Origin of the sequence: Mycolicibacterium agri (assembly GCF_002553505.1) — a bacterium.
GTDB classification, from domain to species: domain Bacteria; phylum Actinomycetota; class Actinomycetes; order Mycobacteriales; family Mycobacteriaceae; genus Mycobacterium; species Mycobacterium agri.
On the sequence record NZ_PDCP01000011.1, the window covers coordinates 12,856 to 30,097 of the forward strand.

Below are 17,242 nucleotides of genomic sequence, written 5' to 3' on the forward strand. Positions count from 1 at the left end.
ATGGCGGAAATCACGTACGACAACGCCTCGTGCATCTACGAGGGCTCCGACAAGCTCGCGGTGGACTCGCTGAACCTGGATATCGACGACGGTGAGTTCGTGGTGCTGGTCGGGCCGTCGGGCTCGGGCAAGAGCACGGCGCTTCGTATGCTCGCCGGCCTGGAGGACATCGACGAGGGCAGCATCTCGATCGGCGGCAGGGACATGACCGGTGTGCCGTCGAAGGACCGCGACATCGCGATGGTGTTCCAGAACTACGCGCTGTATCCGAACAAGACGGTCGCCGAGAACATGGGGTTCGCGCTCAAGCTGCGCGGCGTGCCCGCCGCCGAACGGCGCAAGAAGGTCGAAGAGGCCGCGAAGATCCTTGACCTGACCCAGTTCCTGGACCGCAAGCCGGCCAAGCTGTCTGGCGGCCAGCGCCAGCGCGTTGCGATGGGCCGCGCGATCGTGCGCGAGCCGCAGGTGTTCTGCATGGACGAGCCGCTGTCGAACCTGGACGCCAAGCTGCGCGTGCAGACCCGCACGCAGATCGCCGCGCTGCAGCGGCGGCTGGGCACCACCACCGTCTACGTCACCCACGACCAGGTGGAGGCGATGACGATGGGTGACCGGGTGGCCGTGCTGCGCAACGGCAAGCTGCAGCAGTTCGCGTCGCCGAACGAGCTGTATGACCGGCCGATCAACTCGTTCGTGGCCGGCTTCATCGGCTCGCCCGCGATGAACCTGGTCACGCTGCCGATCACCAGCGAGGGTGTACGTGTCGGCGACAACTCGACGCTGGAGCTGGAGCGCGACCAGTTGACGATGCTCGGCGAGGCGGGCCTGAAGGAGGTCACCATCGGCATCCGGCCCGAGCAGCTGGAGCTCGCAACAACGGGTGGCGTCGAGGTCGTCATCGACCTGGTCGAGGACCTGGGCAGCGAGGCGTGGGTGTACACGCACGCCGCGTCGGGCTCGGGCGTGGAGCTGGTGGCGCGGTCGAATCCGCGCACGGCGCCCAAGCTCGCCGAGACCGTGCGGCTGCGCAAGGCGCCCGACGGCGTGGTGCATCTGTTCCACCCCGAGACCGGCGAGCGCATCGGCTAGCCGCCTCGTTTCGCCCACCTGGCTAGCCGCGCCCGGTCCCGCGCGAACGTGCAGCCTCTGCGACTTCTCGCCCGATTTTTAGCAGAAGCTGCACGTTCGGCGGTCGGTGAATCGCGGGCTCGCTGTGAAACGGGTATTACGTTGGCGTGGTGGATCGAATCGGCCGGGTCAAGCTGACCAACCCGGACAAGGTGCTCTACCCCGCGACGGGTACCACCAAGGGCGAGGTGTTCGACTACTACGTCGCCATCGCCGAGGTGATGATCCCGCACATCGCCGGCCGCGCCGTCACCCGCAAGCGCTGGCCCAACGGCGTCGATGACCTGTCGTTCTTCGAGAAGCAACTGGCCAGCTCGGCGCCGGACTGGCTGAGCCGCGAGAGCGTGAAGCACTCGTCGGGCACCACCACCTACCCGATCATCGACACCGTCGAAGGCATGGCCTGGATCGCTCAGCAGGCCGCGCTGGAAGTACACGTGCCGCAGTGGAAGTTCGTCGACGGGCGGCCCGGCCCGGCGACGCGGCTGGTGTTCGACCTCGACCCCGGCGAGGGTGTCTCGATGGCGCAGATGTGCGAGGTCGCGACCGCCGTGCGCGAGCTGATGACCGACATCGGCCTGACGGTCTATCCGGTCACCAGCGGCAGCAAGGGCTTGCACCTGTACGCCCCGCTGGAGACCCCGGTCAGCTCACGCGGGGCGGTGGCGCTCGCGAAACGCGTTGCGCAGCAACTGGAAAAGGAAATGCCGAAGCTCGTCACGGCGACGATGACGAAGAGCCTGCGCACCGGCAAGGTGTTCGTCGACTGGAGCCAGAACAGCGGGTCGAAGACGACGATCGCGCCGTACTCGCTGCGCGGACGCGAACAGCCGACGGTCGCCGCCCCGCGCACGTGGGACGAAATCGAAGACCCCGATCTGCGGCACCTCCGGTTCGACGAGGTGCTCGAACGCGTCGCCGAACAGGGCGACCTGCTCGAGGGGTTGGACGAAGCGGTGCCCATCCCGGACCGGCTGACGAAGTACCGCAGCATGCGCAACCCGACGAAAACACCGGAGCCGGTGCCGGAATCGCCGCCGAAGACCGGCAACAACGACAAATTCGTCATCCAGGAGCACCACGCCCGTCGGCTGCACTACGACCTGCGGCTGGAACGCGACGGCGTACTGGTGTCGTGGGCGGTGCCGAAGAACCTGCCCGAGTCGCCTGCGGTGAACCATCTCGCCGTGCACACCGAAGACCACCCGATGGAATACCTGACGTTCGAGGCGACGATTCCGAAGGGGGAGTACGGCGCCGGCAAGATGTTCATCTGGGACACCGGCACATACGAGACCGAGAAGTTCAACGACAACCCGCCCGACGGTCCGGCCAAGGGCGGCGAGGTGATCGTCACGCTTCACGGCGACAAGATCGACGGGCGCTACGCGTTGATCCAGACCGACGGCAAGAACTGGCTGGCGCATCGGATGAAGGACCAAAAGCGTCCGACCGCAGCCGATCTCGCGCCGATGCTGTCCACCGAAGGCTCCGTCGCCAGGCTGAAGAAGACGCAGTGGGCGTTCGAGGGCAAATGGGACGGCTATCGCGTGCTCCTCGAGGCGAACCACGGCAAGCTGTGCGTGCGGTCGCGGCGCGGGCGCGACGTCACCGGCGAGTTCCCCCAATTCAAGGCTATCGCAGCTGATCTCGCCGACCACTACGTGATTCTCGACGGCGAAGCGGTGGCGCTCGACGAGTCCGGGGTGCCGAGCTTCGGCGAAATGCAGAACCGCGCGCGCTCCACCCGCGTCGAGTTCTGGGCGTTCGACATCCTGTACCTCGACGGGCGATCGCTGTTGCGCGCCAAGTACGACGACCGCAGACGCATCCTGGAGACCCTGGCCGAGGGCGGCGGGCTGATCGTTCCGGAGCAACTGCCCGGCGACGGGCCCGAGGCGCTCGAACACGCGCGCGAGCGCGGGTGGGAAGGGGTGATCGCGAAGAAGCGGGATTCCACCTACCAGCCCGGCCGACGGTCGTCGTCGTGGATCAAGGACAAGATCTGGAACACCCAGGAGGTTGTCATCGGTGGCTGGCGCGAGGGCACCGGCGGCCGCAGCAGCGGCATCGGGTCGCTGGTGCTCGGCATCCCCGCCGACGGCGGGCTCGATTACGTCGGGCGGGTCGGCACCGGCTTCACCGAGAAGGACCTCGCCAACCTGAAGAAGGCGTTGAAGCCGCTGCACACCGACGAATCCCCGTTCAACGCACCGCTTCCCAATCCGGATGCCAAGGGTGTGACGTTCGTGCGGCCCGAGCTGGTCGGCGAGGTCCGCTACAGCGAGCGGACTTCAGACGGCAGGCTGCGCCAGGCCAGCTGGCGCGGCCTGCGGCCGGACAAGACGCCCGACGAAGTCGTCTGGGAGTAATCGCTTCTACTGCAACGCCTTTCGCCCGTCGGTGAACCGTTCGACGAGCAGAAAAAGACGCTCCGACTCGTGGTCCGGGCGGAGTCGGCCGGCGCGGCTGAGGGTCACCAACCCGTGCAACGCGGCGAAGAACACCTCGGTGAGCCCGTCGGCGTCCTGGTCGTCGGCGACCAGCGTGACCGCCTGACGAAGCTCGGCGAACGACGTCTTCAGCGCAGCGGGCGTGTCTTCGGCGGCGAAGCGCAATGCGGTCGTGCGGGTGAACATCGCGTCGTAAACCGCCGGGTGGTCGCGGGCGAAGTCGAGGTAGGCGCGCGCGACGCTGAGCAGCGCGCCGCGAGGGGTGTCGGCGCCGGAGCGGGCGGCCCGGACCGCTTCGGCGAGTTCGTCGAACCCGTCGATCGCGATGGCGTCGGCGATCTGATCCATGCCGGCGAAGTGCTTGTACAGCACCGGCTGGCTGTACTCGATCTCGGTGGACAGCCGCCGTGTGGTGACGGCGTCCCAGCCTTCGGATTCGGCCAGCCTGCGGGCCGTCGAGATGATCAGCTGTCTGCGGGCGGCGCGGTCCCGCTCTCGGCGGTCTTGGATGGCCATGCCTGGATGCTATCACCGCTAGGAACACTAGCACCGCTATTGACATCGGCTCGGCCGAGGGTTAGCGTTGCTAGCACCTGCGCTGGAGGAGTTTTCATGACGTTGGATCTCATTACCCGGGCCGCCGCATTGGTCGCGGTGCTCGGCACCGCGGTGGTCTACGGCACCGACGTTTTCTGCGCGGTCGTGCTGCGACCCGCCTTGGCGGCGGTCGACGATCGTGCACTGGTCGCGGTGTCCGGCAGCGTGCACCGTTACGGCGATCGGCGAATGCCGCTGCCAGGGGCGCTCGGAGGGATCGCCGCTGGGGTGACCGCGGTGCTCGCCGCGTTCGCCGGGCAGTGGGCGCAGGCGATCGCTGCGGGGGTTGCTTTCGTCCTGCTGTTGACGTGGATCGGGCTCTATGCACGGGTGAGCGCGCCGATCAACCGCCAGCTGACAGCCGCCGCCGACGCCGGCCGGACGCCATCTAATGGCCGTGCGCTGCAAGCGAAATGGGACTCGATCATCGTCGCGCGCGCTGTACTCCAAGGTCTTGCGGTGTTCGCGCTGTGCATGGCGCTGGTGGTGTGATGCTTGCGCTCAGGATCTATACGCTGCGAACACCGGAAGCTCTGCAGCGGTATGGGACCGTTCACTGGGCTCGCCATCTGGCGACCTTCACGATATTCGGGGTTACCACCCACGGGGTGTGGACCGAGCGATCGGGCGGCGAGAATCGGCTTGTCGCGCTTATTCGTTACCCACGCGGCGCCGACCCGCAACACCTCACGCGGCACGTCATGGCCAGCCCGGAATTCGCCGCCGACATGGACGGCTTCAACGTCGACGACATCGTCGACGTGCAATCGATATCGCTTGATCCGACGTCGTTCTCACCAATTCACCGGCGACCGCAGGAGTGCTCGACATGACCGTCACCTACATCGGCTATACGTTGGCCGGCCTTATCGCTGCGGCCATCATCTTCATCGGCGCCCGATTCATCTTGGCGCCGCGCGTTGCCGCCGCCGGCTACGGGGTGCAAACCGACCTCCGCCACTCGGGCAGCGGCGCGTATCTCAGCGTCAAGGGCGTGCGCGACATCGCCTCGGGGTTGTTCGTCATCATTCTGATGGCGGCCGGCGCGACGCAGCTGCTCGGCTGGATGATACTGGCCGCCACCGTCATTCCGGTCGCCGACGCCGCGATCGTGTTACGCAACGACGGTTCCAAGGCGATCGCCTGGGGAGTCCACGGCCTCACCGCCGGCGTCATGCTCGTGACATCCACGCTCCTGCTCATACCGTAGACCGCGGCTGGCTTGTCAGTGGCCGCGCCTAGTGTCCGGCGCATGACGCAATTCGATGCGATCTCGACCGCAAACCTGGTTCCCACCCCCGAGCTGGTCGAGCGATTGATAGAGGAGAAGCCGAGGTGCTGGTCGTGGGCGGCCTTCGTTTCGGTGCTTTTTCAGCGGTGGGCGGCTGTTGAAGAACGAAAAGTGCGACAGGTGCTCGGCGCGCGCTCCCCGACGGGTCCGCACTTGAATACGGGCCACGCCGTCAAGGAATTCGTGTCGAGGCACATGCGCGACTGCGATGACCTGACCAAGCAATGTCATGCCTTACTGGCAGACCCCAGCTTCAGAGATGCCTTCGGCGCTCCTGACGATGAAAGCACGGCCGACGCCGCAGGGATAGTGCGGGCCGCGAACCGCGTCGGCGACTTCTATGTCAGATTTCTCGAGTTGGCCGAAGAGTGCCAAAGGTGTTCGGTGCCGGAGCAATACACGGAGTTCATGGATGATTGCACGCGGTGGATGAATCTGCCGCTGCACGATTTCGGAGAGTTCCTCAACGACGTCTTGATGGCGTTCGAGGAGCTTCAGCGGCGCGTGGCCTTAGGGGAACGCTACATCCGCCTCGATCCGGTCTCGCTGCCGATGACCACCGATGACCAATTGATCTGGTCAATCATGGATCGGCTCAGGGCCATCAACTAAACACCTTATCGGCGCGGGGATATCAACGCCGTCGGAACCGACATCCCGAGATCACGGTGCCGGAGCGTGGTGATGCGGCGACCCGGCTGCACCGCGTCTTTGACCGGCGTCGCGGCCGCACCGAAAAACGCGGCGGCGGCGTCGATATCGGCGACGACGTAGGTGATACCCCACAGTGTCGACGGCCCGTCGCTTGCGGTCGTCGGCGAGCCGACGGCCTCGACGATCACCTCGCCGAACCGGAAGAAGACCTGACGGATGGGTCGCCCGCCGAGTTCGCCCTCGCGTTGACGGCGCGGCCGCACACCGATCGCGGCCAGCGATTCGACCGTCCTGTCCAGATCGGGCGACATCAGCACCACGTGGTCGATCGCGGTGACCCCGTTGGCGTGCGTTCCCGGTTCGGCGACCGCCGCGTCCGATCGCGCCGTCGGGATGCCATCGATGTCGAACGCGTCAAGCAGTCCCCGCAGTGACCACCCGACGATGCCGGCGCCGCGTTCGCGCCCGACCAGCTGGATTCGAACGCCACCCACCTGGCACACGGCGTTCGAGACGGTGAATCCGGCGGCTGTCCAGGCCTCGACGGGATCGGCGACGTCCAGCGCGTCGACGGTGACGGTCACGAGCGGTGAGAGTACGCGCACCGCCGCGCTGGGCGGTCGCTTAGCATCACCTGCATGAGCAACGTATCGGTCATCACTGGCGGTGCAGGCGGCATGGGGCTTGCCACGGCCAAGGTTGTCGGCAACGACCACAGCCTCGTCATCTGCGACGTCCGCCAGGACCGGCTCGACGCCGCGGCAAGCGCACTCGACGCCCTCGGCATCGCCTATCAGGCCGTCAACTGCGATGTCACCGACCGGCGGGCCGTCGTCGACCTCTTCGACGTCGCCTCCGGGCTGGGCCGCATCGCCTCGGTCATCCATACCGCCGGCGTCAGCCCGTCGATGGGATCCGCCGAATACGTGATGCGTACCAACGCGATCGGCACACTCAACGTCAACGAATGCTTCTTCGACATCGCCGCCGAAGGAGCGGCGATCGTCAACGTCGCTTCGATGGCAGCGCATCTGCTGCCCGAAAACATGGTTCCGACAGATCGATTCCCGCAGGCGCTGAAGGACCAGGAGGCGTTCATGAAGGACATGCTGGCGGCGTGCAGCATCGTTCCCGAAGAGATGCAGTCCGGCATCGCCTACGCGGTCAGCAAGAGCTTCGTGCGGTGGTACGCCGTCGCACAGTGTGAACGGTTCAACGGCAAGGGACTTCGCGTCGTTTCGGTGTCGCCGGGCTCGATCGACACCGAGATGGGCAGGCTGGAGGCCGACGCGGGGGCGGGCGCTTTGGTCGCCGATGCGGCCGTGCCGCGCTGGGGTAAGCGCGAGGAGATGGCCGACCTGCTGGCGTTCTGTGCGAGCGACAAAGCCGGATATCTCACCGGCACCGACATTTTGAACGACGGCGGCGTCGTCGCTTCGGTGACGGAGCGGGCCAGACAGTCCGCGGACAGCTAGCGAGCGTGCGCAAACGCCTGGATTCACACGGCGTGTCGCCCGCAGACACGCACCCTCGCGGCGAAGGGGAGGGACACTCTCGCTCGCGGGAAAGGGGACCACTCTAAGTGCGAGTCCACTGCTGGGTGAGGCGGAACAGGTACACCAACGGCGGCAACACGACCACCCCGGCCAGCGCAACCACGATCAACAGTCCGACCAGCGTGGCGTCGGCGCCTGCGGCGTCGTTGATGGTCAGCTGATCGACGAGCATCCAGGGATACTGCCCGACGCCCCAGCCGGTCACCACAGCGGCGACCGCTGCTACGGCCGCGACCCGCGCCCAGCCAAATTGCTTGCGGTACACCAGCACAAGGGTCGCCAACCCCGCGATCGCGGCGACCACCAGTAGGGGAGCGGCGGCGGTGCGCAGGCCGTGGCTGAGCGTGGGCGCGTCGTGCCACACCGGATACAAACCGGCGAAGACGACACCGCCCGCGACGACGCCGACCGCCAACGTGCGCTTGCGCAGACGCAACGCCAGCTCGGTGCTGCCGGCGCGGTCGGCGTCGGCGGTCAGGAACACCCCGGCGAGGAAGATGCATGTCGCGACGGCCAGGCAGCCGCCGACCAGCGAGGTCGGGTTGATCCAGGAGCCGATGGGATCGCCGTAACCCTCGGCGGGCACCCGGCCCGAGGCGATGGCCCCCGCCGCCGCGCCGAGGAAGAACGGCGTGATCACCGACGAAGAGGCGAAGATCGCCCCGAACAGCCGCGCCTGAGCAAACGTCTCAGAGTACTTGCGAAACGCAAAGCTCGCCCCGCGCAACACGATTCCGGCCAGCGCCAGGCTGAGAGGGATGAACAGTGTGGTGGTCGCGGCCGCGAATGCGCTTGGAAAGCCCGTCCACCAGATCACCAGAATGTAGATCAGCCACACATGATTGGCCTCCCACACAGGCCCGATACTGGTGTCGACCAGGGTGCGCAGATCGCTGCCGCGCGAGTCGAATCCGGCCGTGAGATCGTAGAAGCCCGAGCCGAAGTCGGCGCCTGCGAACAACGCGTAGACCACCACGCCGAGGAACATCGCCATCGCCACCACCGTCGCGAGGGTCATGTCACCGAGTCCTCCCGCGGCGGCCCGTACGGGCTGGGCAGGTCGGCCTCACCGGCGCGCCAGCGTCTGGCCATGGACCGCAACACGATCCAGGCCCCGACCGTCATGCCGACATAGATGACCAGGACGGCGCTGTAGCTCCACCACAGCCCGGTCATCGTGGTCGCCGCGTCGGGCGTGCGCAGTATGTGCCACACCGTCCACGGTTGGCGGCCCACTTCGGTTGCGGTCCAACCGAATTCCACTGCCAGGATGGCCAACGGGCCAGCGATCACGGCGAACCGCAGGAACCACCGGTTGTCCAGCAGATCGCGGCCGCGCCAGCGCAGCAACCAGTACAGCAGGACACCGGCTGCCAGCGCCGTGCCGATGACCACCATCGACTGAAACGACAGGTGCGTGATGTTGACCGGCGGCCAGTCCTGCCTCGGTACGGTGTCGAGCCCGGGAACAGGCGCGTCGAAAGAGTTGCGTGCGATGATCGACCCGAGCCGCGGGATCTCCAGCGCGCCGTGCACCTCGCCGTCGACCAGCACGCCGCCGAGCCGGAACGGGGCAGGCCCTTCGGTGGTCTCGGCCAATTCGAACGCGGCCAGCTTGGCCGGCTGGCTGTCGTGGATCCGCATGCCGAGCACGTGACCGATCAGGGGCTGCGCGATCGCCGCCACCGACGCGAAGACGAACGGCACCGTGAAGCCGAGCCGGTGATGCGCGTCGTCGCGGCCCCGCAGCAGACCGGCCGCATACACCCCGGCCACGACCAGCCCGACGACCATGAACGCCGCCACCCACATGTGCAGGAACTGCAGCCAGACCCCGTCGTTGAACATGGCCCGCCACGGATTGACGTCGGTCACCTCGCCGTCGCGGATCGAGAACCCGGCCGGGTTGTTCATCCATGCGTTGACCGAGACCACGCAGAACGTGCCGACGATGCCGGAGACCCCCATCGGGATCAGCATCGCCAGGTGCAGTCGAGGCGGCATCCGGCCCCAGCCGTACAGGTAGATCCCCAAGAAGATCGCCTCGACGAAGAACGACAGCCCCTCGAACGCGAACGGCAGGCCGAGCACGTCGCCGAAGCGGCCCATCAGGCCCGGCCACAGCAGGCCCATCTCGAAGCTGAGGACCGTGCCCGAAACCGCACCGATGGCGAACAACACCGCCGATACCTTTGCCCAGCGTTTGGCCAGCCCGAGCGCCACCGGGTCGTCGCGCACGATGCCGCGCCGGTGCACCACGTAGATGATGGTCGGAAAGGCGACGCCGAAGCACGCCAGGATGATGTGAAAGCCCAGCGAGACCGCCATCTGCTGCCGCGCGGGCAACAGGCCGGGAGGATCCGCCAGGAGTAGCACCGCGTCGCTGAATGCCACAGCCATCGACGCTACGCCTTTAGCCCTGGTAGCGACGCATTCGCAGCGGCATCCACACCGCGTGTGGTAACTGCTTCAGAAAGTGCACGGAAGGGTACGTTGATTTGCATAGCGGAGCTGAGCTGGCGAGCTCCATCGATATCCACTTTCAGCAGGTGAGTGACATAGATACCGGCGCACAAGTGATCCACAGAGCCGAACGGACCAAGGTCGAACTGTCGGACGCCCTCGAGATCCGCGCGGCGCTGGAACAAGCCTATGGGGTGCGCCTGCGTCTGCACGAGAAGCGCACCCGCCAGCCCAACGAGAAGCTGACCCACGAGCGCGTCGACGTCGGCCCGTTCGCCATCGAGGACATCCACTTCCCCGGCGACATCGAGGTGTCACCCGATCCGCTCGACAAAGTCGTTGCGCTGTGGACCACCGCGGGCAGGTTGGAAGGGTCCTGCGACGGCCTCAAGGGCGAGGCGGCGGCCGGCGAAGTCAGCATGATCTCCTAACCGGACCTACCGCATTACGCCCACCACCCGCATCTCGCGATCGACCACAGCCATCCCGAACTGGATGGAGTCGACCAGCGAGTTCATCAGGTTCTTCGCCTCGTTCAACTCCAAACTGCGCTCACCCAGCGCGTCGTTGATGGTGTGCAACTCGTCGTTGGTGGACTGCAGCTCCTCGTTCATCGTCTCGAGTTCTTCGTTGGTGGACTGCAGCTCCTCGTTGGTGGTCTCCAACTCTTCCACCGTCGACTGCAGTTCCTCGTTGGTGGTTTCGAGTTCTTCGTTGGTGGACTGCAGTTCCTCGTAGGCGGCCTCGAGTTGACGGTTGGTCTGCACCACCTTGTCCAGCAGCGCCCGCGTAGCGGTGACGTCGAAGAACACGATCGACACGCCCAGCAGGCCGTTCTCGGCGTCGACGAGCGGGTTGACGTGAATCTCGAACCAGAGCACATCCGCGCCGGGACGCTGAAACTGAACGTCCTGGATGCGCGCCGACCGCCGCTCGACCTTGGCCTGTTCCACGTAGCCGCGTAACTCCACCGGTCGATAGGATACTTCGAGATCGCGCAGCAACCGCCTGATGTCGCGGGCCGACAAACCGAACGTCGTCTCGGCCTGCTGGTTGATCACCGCGACCACGTCGTCCCCGGTGACGACGATCTGGGCGACGGGGCTGGCCCGGAACGCCAACTCGCGGATCGGGGACAGGCCGGGCAGGTCGCCCTGCCTCTCCATCAAGGCCGCGGTGTTCTCGAGGCGCTCGACACCGGCGTGGGATCCCGCCGCCTTCCGGAAGATGCGAAACATCAGGTTCAGCGGGGTGAAGCGGTCGCTGTGGCTCAACAGCATCTCGGCGTGCCCGAGGAACAGCGTGTCCTTCGGCGCAAGAGCAAAGTGCAAGCGCCCCAACACATTACGTTGAGTCTCGGCGTTGAGATACATCAACGTGTTGCGGCACACCAGCAGGTCGACTCGGGAGATCGGCGCATCCTTGACGATGTCGTTGCGGCCGAAGATCACCGCACGGCGCAGATCCTTGCGGAAGACGTAACGGCCGTTGGTGCGCTCGAAGTACTTCTCCAACAGGGCCGGCGGCACGGATTCGACGGCCCTCGCGTCGTAGGTGGCGGCCCTGGCTTCAGTCAGCGCATCCTCGTCGACGTCGGTGGCGTAGATCTTGACCCGCTGGCGGAATTCATCGGGTCCCAGCGCCTCGGCAAGGACCATCGCCAGGGTGTACGCCTCCTGGCCGGATGCGCATCCTGCGCTCCACACCCGGATCTGTTCGTTGGGCGCCTTCTCGGCCAGCATCGCCGGGACTACTTCATCCCGGATGAAATCCCATGCGGGCCCGTCGCGGAAGAAGGATGTGACGTTGATCAGGATGGTGTTGAACAGCGCGGTGAACTCGTCGGAACTGGCCTGCAACACGTCGAGGTACTCCTCGAACGTCTGGTAGCCGGCCGCGTCCATCCGATGACGGACACGCCGGATCAGCGACGTCCGCTTGTAGCCGGTGAAGTCGAAGCCGCGCGAGTCCCGCATGAACCGCAGCAGCGCTTCGAACGCGTCATCAGTGTGCTCGTTCATCCTGGTGTCCGTTCCTTGGATTCGCGAGTCGAACATACTCGGCCCTAGAGCCTGTTCTCCGGACCTATCACAGCCCAAACCGTCTTACCCGACGGAGTGGGTGCGTTACCCCATGCCCGTGTCAGCGCGTCGATGAGCTTCAGCCCGGTGGGTTGGTCGGTGGCCAGCTGGGTCTCGGAGATGATCGGTGGCTTTCTGCTGTCGTCCTCCACGGCGACGGTTACCGTTTCACCCCTCGTCTCCAGGCGCACGCTCGGCGCGCTGTCGGTGTGTTGCAGCACGTTTTCGACGAGGGTTGTGACCACTACCTTCGCCACCGGAACGAGTTCGTTCTTCGACCATGCCGACAGCCACTCCTCGACCAGTCGGCGCGATCGGCTGAGGCTGGACGGGTCCGCCGGCAGGTTGGCTCGGGCGCGACGGCGGTGCCGGTCCGCGAAGCTGGGCACCGCGGCCATCGCCTCGCCGGCCGTGGGATAGACGGGGACATAGCGAGATACACCGTTGCGGGCGACGGCGCGCCGGCCGGCCAAGCTTCCACAGATCAGCGCGATCGGTATCTGAGGCCACCGTGCCACATGCCACTTGGCGCTGGTGAAAACGGCCAGTGCCGACTCGGCAGGCACGCTGAGAGCGGAGATGTCGACGAGCACGGCGGCAGGTTCATCCAGCGCCGTCTTGATGATCTCGTCGCGCAAAGAGCGGTAGGTGCGAGCGTTCAAAACCCCTTCGGCGGTAAGCAGAACGGCCTGGTCCACGGTCGCCGAGGAGACCGTCAGCGTGGAGGTGTGGTCAGCCGACACCGCGCTCACCAGGGTCGGGTGCGGTGTCGCGCAGCCGGTTGCCCAGCACCGTCATGGCGTGTTCGGCCTCTTCTGCCAGTTCGGTGTAGCGCTGCCTGAGCATGTCATGGCCTGCGTGCTCGGCCATCTTGCGCGACAGGTTCGCCTTTTCCTCCAGGCTGCGCAGCGCCACCCATAGCGCGCCCTCGATTTCGTGATCGCGAGCCTGCAGCAGGGCCTCGGCCGTCCACGCGTGTCCGACCCGGCAGCGGTAGCTGCCCGCACTCACCGCGACAAGTGACCCGTTGCAGTCAGGGCAGGTGTATCCGGAGTGCGGCCCGAGGCCCTCGGACCCGACGGATGTGTCGAAGCGTTTACCCATCGCGATGCGGTTCTCGGTTTCCGAGTGTGAAGTCCGGCTCCATGTCGGGTTCCTCGATCTTCTTCTCGGACAGCTGCTTGAGCAGCGGCCCCATGTCCGACACGGCGGCCGTGTAGTCGACGACTCCCGCGTTCAATGCGTTGGCTGGCATCGCGGGAAACATTGCCTCGGCGGGGTCTTGAACCACGACCGTGCCGCCCCTTGACCGGATTGCCGCGGCCCCGAGCACCCCGTCATCGAGCACCCCGGAGAGCAGCACGGCGACGGCGCGCGGGCCGAAGTTCAGCGCTACGGACCGGAACAGCGCGTTGATTGCAGGCCGATGTCCGTTCTCCGTCGGGCCCTCCGAAAGCAGCACACGGTGGTCGTGAACCAGCATGTGACGATTCGGTGCGGCCACATAGATGCGGCCAGGCTCGATGTGCATCCCGTCGGTTGCGGTCACCGCGGGGAGCGGTCCAGCGCGTCCGATGATCCTCGCCAGGACGCTCGGGCCGGTCGGTGGCATATGCAGGGCGACAAGAACGGCGAAGGGCAGATCCGTCGGCAGTTGTGCCGCAAAATGGGTCAGCGCTTCGACGCCGCCTGCCGAGGCGCCGACAGCCACCACCCCGACAGGTGCACCGTTATTGGACCCGCTTTGTTCCGCCATTGCGTGCTGGTTACCCAGGCCGGTCTCGAGCAACCATTCCTGTCCACTCGGGCCACCGCCCGGCGTTCTGCGCCAAGCTGGTATTGACGTTACGCCTTCTGCGGGCGCCTCAGACCTTGCTCATTACTTTTTCGGCGAACTTCTCGAGGTTGCGGATCTTGGTGTCCAGCGGCTCGGTGTCGGGCCCCATGATGTAGGGATTCCGGAAGCCGACGATCGCATCGGTGACGCCCTTGTCTTCGAGGCGTTTGATGCCGTCGAGCGTGTACGCATCTGCGGACATCACGTGGATCTCGAACGGCCCGGTGCGGTCCTGGACGGCGCGAATCTCCTTGAGCCGGTTGATAAGTCGATCGAGTTCGGCGCGGCGGCTGCCGCCGTGCATCCAGCCGTCGCAGCGGGCGGCGCGGCGCAGGGCGGCGTCGGCGTGACCGCCGACCAGGATTCGGATCGGCTCGCTCGGGGCCGGTGTCATCTTCGTTTTCGGGATGTCGTAGAACTCGCCGTGGAATTCGAAATAGTCGCCCGACGTCAGGCCGCGAATGATCTCGATGCATTCGTCCATTCGCTTGCCCCTCTTGGCGAATGGCACGCCGAGCAACTCGTAGTCCTCGGGCCACGGGCTGGTGCCGACACCCAGCCCGAGGCGGTTTCCGAATACCGCCGCCAGCGAGCCGGCCTGCTTTGCGACCAGGGCGGGCGGGCGGATCGGCAGCTTCAGCACGAAGAAGTTGAACCGCAACCTGGTGGTCACCGCGCACAGCGCACCGGCGAGCACGAACGCCTCGACAAACGGTTTGCCATCAAGGAACTCGCGATTCCCGTCGGGGGTGTAGGGATACGTCGAGTCGGACTCGAGCGGGTAGGCGATGCTGTCGGCGATCGTCATCGCGTGGTAGCCCGCCTCTTCGGCGGCCTTCGCAAGCGGAATGTAGTACGTCGGGTCCGTCATCGCTTCGGCGTAGGTGAACCGCATGCCGTGCATACTAGAACGCGTTCTAGTCGACGCCCTGACGAGTTTCGGGGCAGGCCAGTGCGGGAACGTCTCGGCGATGAACGTCTCGAAAGCCATGTACAAGCCGCTCTCCCTCGCGACGAGCGTTGCCGGCGGCCTGGTCGCCGCGAAAATCTTCACTGAGATCTGGCAGCGGATCAGCCCCACCGACCAGGAACCGCCCGATCCGCAGGATCTGTCCCGCTCCACCCGCGACGCGTTCCTCGCCGCGGCCGTACAGGGCCTCATCATGGGCGTCGTCCGAGCGGCGTTCGCCCGCGCCGAGGCGCACGGATACCGGGCGCTGACGAACGAAGATCCCTCGTAGGGCGATCCCGGCGCGGCATCATGTAGCAGGTGCAGGCATTGTGGGCGCCCTCTTCGCCATCGCCCTGCTTCTTGTGACGCTGCGCTACCGGTTCGGCACGACGACCTCGACGTCGTCGAGGGGATAGGGCGGCGCGCCGACGCCGGCCACCGAGAATCTGCCCTGCGGTGTGCGTTCGGTGATGCGCCCCTCGGCGCTGCGCTCGCCGATGGCGACGGTCGCCGGTTGCCCGAGCGCGTCATCGGAGAGCTCGTCGAAAATCGTTCCCTGCCAATGGTATCGGCCGTCGAGAGGATCCAGCCGGCCCGACAGCCGAACCCGGACCTCGCGTTCGTCGTCGCCGACGCGGATGACGGCGCGGCCGTCGTAGAGGTCGGATTCGACACCGATGTGCGAGCTGAGGTCGAACGCCGCCGGAGCGAGCTTGTGCATTCGTTGCCAGTACTTCGGATCGGTGCGCTCGGAACTGCTTTTCCGCACGTGCACCATGCGCTGCGTGCTGTAGAGCACTTCGATGCGCGTGCTTTCGGTGCGCCGCAGCAGTTTCAGGCACTCGGCGATGTAGTTCAGCCGCGCCGCCGCGACGGCATCGGCGCCGGTGACCATGAAGTAGTTGGGCACGCCGTGGGTGGCAACGCCCAGATACGGTTTGAGATTGTCGCGGCCGCTGCGGATTTGGTTGGTGACGACGATGCGGGCCCGGCACGTCGGCAGCACCCAGGTGTGGGTGGCTTCGTCGAAACTCGCCTGGGACAGGTCGCAGTCGTCGTACACGGCGATGCCGGCGATCCCGGCCTGTGTCAGTCGCTGTTCGGCGTCAGGAGCACCGACGATGAGGACGTCATGACAGGGGTCTATTCGCTCCTCACGTGCGCAGGGGTCTATTCGCTCCTCACGTGCGCGGTCGTCCGTCATCGCGGCAAAAAGCCGGTGCGCCGCCACATTCGGCGCGAGATCGGCCCCATCAGGCCGACCTCCTCCAGAAACGCCGCCAGCGGCGCGAATCCGCTGACCTGCACCTCGTGCCGGTTGCGGCTGGTGCGGGCGAGCTGACGCGCGCGGTCGGCGTCCAGGCCGACGCGGTAGTACGGGATCCGGTTGGTGAACAGGTAACGGAAGAACAGGCCGCCCAGCCCGTTGATGTTGGCCACCCACAACCGGGTCAGCCGCCCCATGTGCTGTGTGCGCTTGCGCAGCCCGTCGCGGGCGAATTGGATGTGGCGCGCTTCCTCGGTGACGTGAATCCGCATGAGCCGCTGCACCATTGGCTGTAGGTCATCGTCGTCCATCATCTGGCGCTGCAGCGAATCGAAGATCTCCTCGCCGATCAGCGCCGCGACCCACAGCACGGATCCCTTGAAGCCCAACGGCAGTGCGTTGATGATGACGCGCTGCCACCACCTGGGCTGCACCGGCTTGGCGCCGAGATGTTCGATGGCCTTGCCGAACATCACCATGTGGCGGGTCTCGTCGCCCATTTCGGTCAGCTCGTAGTGCGTGGCCCGCGCCGTCGGATCCTGGTGCATGATCTTGCGCAGCAACGCCTGGTTGAGGATGTTCTCGAACCAGATGCCCGCCGACAGCGTGTTGACGAGTTCCTGCCGCGACAGTTCGATCTGCTGCTCACGCGTCATCTCGTCCCACATCGGGGTGTCATACAGCGACACGCACCGCGGCGGCAGGAAGAACTTGTCCGGGTCCAGCGGCGCATCCCAGTCGATGTCGACGACGGGCGCGTAGGACTTCTTCACCGAACCCTTGAGCAGGCGGTCGGCGAACTCCTGGCGGGACGGCTCGCGCACGCGAGGAGCCGACGAACCCTCTGGCTGCTGCCGTACCGAGGCGGTCATCCGCGACTTCCTCTCTCGAAGCTCTTGAATCCAAGGTAAGGACGCTACACAAAAGATGTCAATACCCGCGGTACCGGGTAAATCGACTTAT

General features: G+C 66.0%; 19 protein-coding genes and 1 pseudogene. 9 read left to right on the forward strand and 11 right to left on the reverse strand.

Going from position 1 to position 17,242, the window contains the following annotated elements; translation table 11 throughout:
- Entirely contained in the window at window positions 1-1,089 is a 1,089-nt protein-coding gene (locus CQY20_RS07945; RefSeq protein ID WP_097939541.1) for an ABC transporter ATP-binding protein, read from the forward strand.
- Window positions 1,090-1,235: 146 nt separating this feature from the next.
- The gene (locus tag CQY20_RS07950; RefSeq protein ID WP_097939542.1) at window positions 1,236-3,500 is read left to right on the forward strand and encodes an ATP-dependent DNA ligase; all 2,265 of its coding nucleotides are present in this window, start codon (window positions 1,236-1,238) and stop codon (window positions 3,498-3,500) included.
- Window positions 3,501-3,506: 6 nt separating this feature from the next.
- Here CQY20_RS07950 and CQY20_RS07955 read toward each other — a convergent pair whose 3' ends face one another.
- Window positions 3,507-4,097, reverse strand: coding sequence for a TetR/AcrR family transcriptional regulator (locus CQY20_RS07955; RefSeq protein WP_097939543.1), 591 nt, complete (start codon window positions 4,095-4,097; stop codon window positions 3,507-3,509).
- Between the two features lie 96 nt (window positions 4,098-4,193).
- Between CQY20_RS07955 and CQY20_RS07960 the strand changes: the two genes are divergently transcribed.
- Genes CQY20_RS07960 through CQY20_RS07975 form a run of 4 tightly spaced genes read left to right on the forward strand, consistent with a single transcriptional unit; the run spans window position 4,194 to window position 6,081 of the window.
- Window positions 4,194-4,670, forward strand: coding sequence for a DUF1772 domain-containing protein (locus tag CQY20_RS07960; protein WP_097939544.1), 477 nt, complete (start codon window positions 4,194-4,196; stop codon window positions 4,668-4,670).
- Window positions 4,670-5,011: an NIPSNAP family protein gene (locus CQY20_RS07965; protein WP_097939545.1), complete on the forward strand. Its 342-nt coding sequence runs from the start codon at window positions 4,670-4,672 to the stop codon at window positions 5,009-5,011. Before CQY20_RS07960 ends, CQY20_RS07965 begins: the two co-directional genes overlap by 1 nt.
- Complete coding sequence (locus tag CQY20_RS07970; RefSeq protein WP_097939635.1) at window positions 5,008-5,388, forward strand: DUF4267 domain-containing protein; 381 nt, start codon at window positions 5,008-5,010, stop codon at window positions 5,386-5,388. The genes CQY20_RS07965 and CQY20_RS07970 overlap by 4 nt, the downstream gene beginning before the upstream one ends.
- Window positions 5,389-5,430: 42 nt before the next feature.
- Entirely contained in the window at window positions 5,431-6,081 is a 651-nt protein-coding gene (locus CQY20_RS07975) for a hypothetical protein (RefSeq protein WP_097939546.1), read from the forward strand.
- A 5-nt stretch (window positions 6,082-6,086) separates the two neighbouring features.
- Here CQY20_RS07975 and CQY20_RS07980 read toward each other — a convergent pair whose 3' ends face one another.
- Window positions 6,087-6,707 carry a VOC family protein gene (locus CQY20_RS07980; protein ID WP_097939547.1) on the reverse strand — a complete coding sequence of 207 codons (621 nt, stop codon included), beginning with the start codon at window positions 6,705-6,707 and terminating at the stop codon, window positions 6,087-6,089.
- Between the two features lie 54 nt (window positions 6,708-6,761).
- Between CQY20_RS07980 and CQY20_RS07985 the strand changes: the two genes are divergently transcribed.
- Window positions 6,762-7,598 carry an SDR family oxidoreductase gene (locus tag CQY20_RS07985; protein WP_097939548.1) on the forward strand — a complete coding sequence of 279 codons (837 nt, stop codon included), beginning with the start codon at window positions 6,762-6,764 and terminating at the stop codon, window positions 7,596-7,598.
- A 103-nt stretch (window positions 7,599-7,701) separates the two neighbouring features.
- On the opposite strand, the gene CQY20_RS07990 is transcribed toward CQY20_RS07985, so the two are convergent.
- Together CQY20_RS07990 and CQY20_RS07995 are read right to left on the reverse strand one after the other, a co-directional pair.
- Window positions 7,702-8,697, reverse strand: coding sequence for a cytochrome d ubiquinol oxidase subunit II (locus CQY20_RS07990; RefSeq protein WP_097939549.1), 996 nt, complete (start codon window positions 8,695-8,697; stop codon window positions 7,702-7,704).
- The gene (locus CQY20_RS07995) at window positions 8,694-10,079 is read right to left on the reverse strand and encodes a cytochrome ubiquinol oxidase subunit I (protein ID WP_163701703.1); all 1,386 of its coding nucleotides are present in this window, start codon (window positions 10,077-10,079) and stop codon (window positions 8,694-8,696) included. The genes CQY20_RS07990 and CQY20_RS07995 overlap by 4 nt, the downstream gene beginning before the upstream one ends.
- A 149-nt stretch (window positions 10,080-10,228) precedes the next feature.
- On the opposite strand from CQY20_RS07995, the gene CQY20_RS08000 reads away from it, so the two are divergent.
- Entirely contained in the window at window positions 10,229-10,573 is a 345-nt protein-coding gene (locus tag CQY20_RS08000; protein WP_133119043.1) for a hypothetical protein, read from the forward strand.
- Window positions 10,574-10,594: 21 nt separating this feature from the next.
- Here CQY20_RS08000 and CQY20_RS08005 read toward each other — a convergent pair.
- From CQY20_RS08005 to CQY20_RS08020, 5 genes and pseudogenes are all read right to left on the reverse strand, one after another.
- Window positions 10,595-12,163 (reverse strand): annotated as a pseudogene (locus CQY20_RS08005) (CheR family methyltransferase); the annotation flags it as partial.
- Between the two features lie 44 nt (window positions 12,164-12,207).
- On the reverse strand, window positions 12,208-12,975 hold the full coding sequence (locus CQY20_RS08010) for an STAS domain-containing protein (protein ID WP_234816152.1): 768 nt from the start codon (window positions 12,973-12,975) through the stop codon (window positions 12,208-12,210).
- Window positions 12,956-13,327, reverse strand: a complete 372-nt coding sequence (locus CQY20_RS36175; protein ID WP_237683020.1) for a hypothetical protein — start codon at window positions 13,325-13,327, stop codon at window positions 12,956-12,958. The genes CQY20_RS08010 and CQY20_RS36175 overlap by 20 nt, the downstream gene beginning before the upstream one ends.
- A complete protein-coding gene (locus CQY20_RS36180) occupies window positions 13,320-13,979 on the reverse strand; it encodes a chemotaxis protein CheB (protein ID WP_237683019.1) in 660 nt (219 codons plus the stop codon). Before CQY20_RS36180 ends, CQY20_RS36175 begins: the two co-directional genes overlap by 8 nt.
- 109 nt (window positions 13,980-14,088) lie before the next feature.
- On the reverse strand, window positions 14,089-14,955 hold the full coding sequence (locus CQY20_RS08020; protein WP_097939638.1) for an LLM class flavin-dependent oxidoreductase: 867 nt from the start codon (window positions 14,953-14,955) through the stop codon (window positions 14,089-14,091).
- Window positions 14,956-15,031: 76 nt separating this feature from the next.
- Between CQY20_RS08020 and CQY20_RS08025 the strand changes: the two genes are divergently transcribed.
- Window positions 15,032-15,301 (forward strand): DUF4235 domain-containing protein, encoded by a 270-nt coding sequence (locus CQY20_RS08025; protein WP_097939551.1) that lies wholly within the window; start codon window positions 15,032-15,034, stop codon window positions 15,299-15,301.
- A gap of 84 nt (window positions 15,302-15,385) precedes the next feature.
- Here the strand turns inward: CQY20_RS08025 and CQY20_RS08030 are convergent, their stop codons facing one another.
- Entirely contained in the window at window positions 15,386-16,216 is an 831-nt protein-coding gene (locus tag CQY20_RS08030) for a DUF4873 domain-containing protein (RefSeq protein ID WP_133119044.1), read from the reverse strand.
- The gene (locus CQY20_RS08035) at window positions 16,213-17,151 is read right to left on the reverse strand and encodes an AurF N-oxygenase family protein (protein WP_097939553.1); all 939 of its coding nucleotides are present in this window, start codon (window positions 17,149-17,151) and stop codon (window positions 16,213-16,215) included. The genes CQY20_RS08030 and CQY20_RS08035 overlap by 4 nt, the downstream gene beginning before the upstream one ends.
- Window positions 17,152-17,242: the final 91 nt, after the last annotated feature.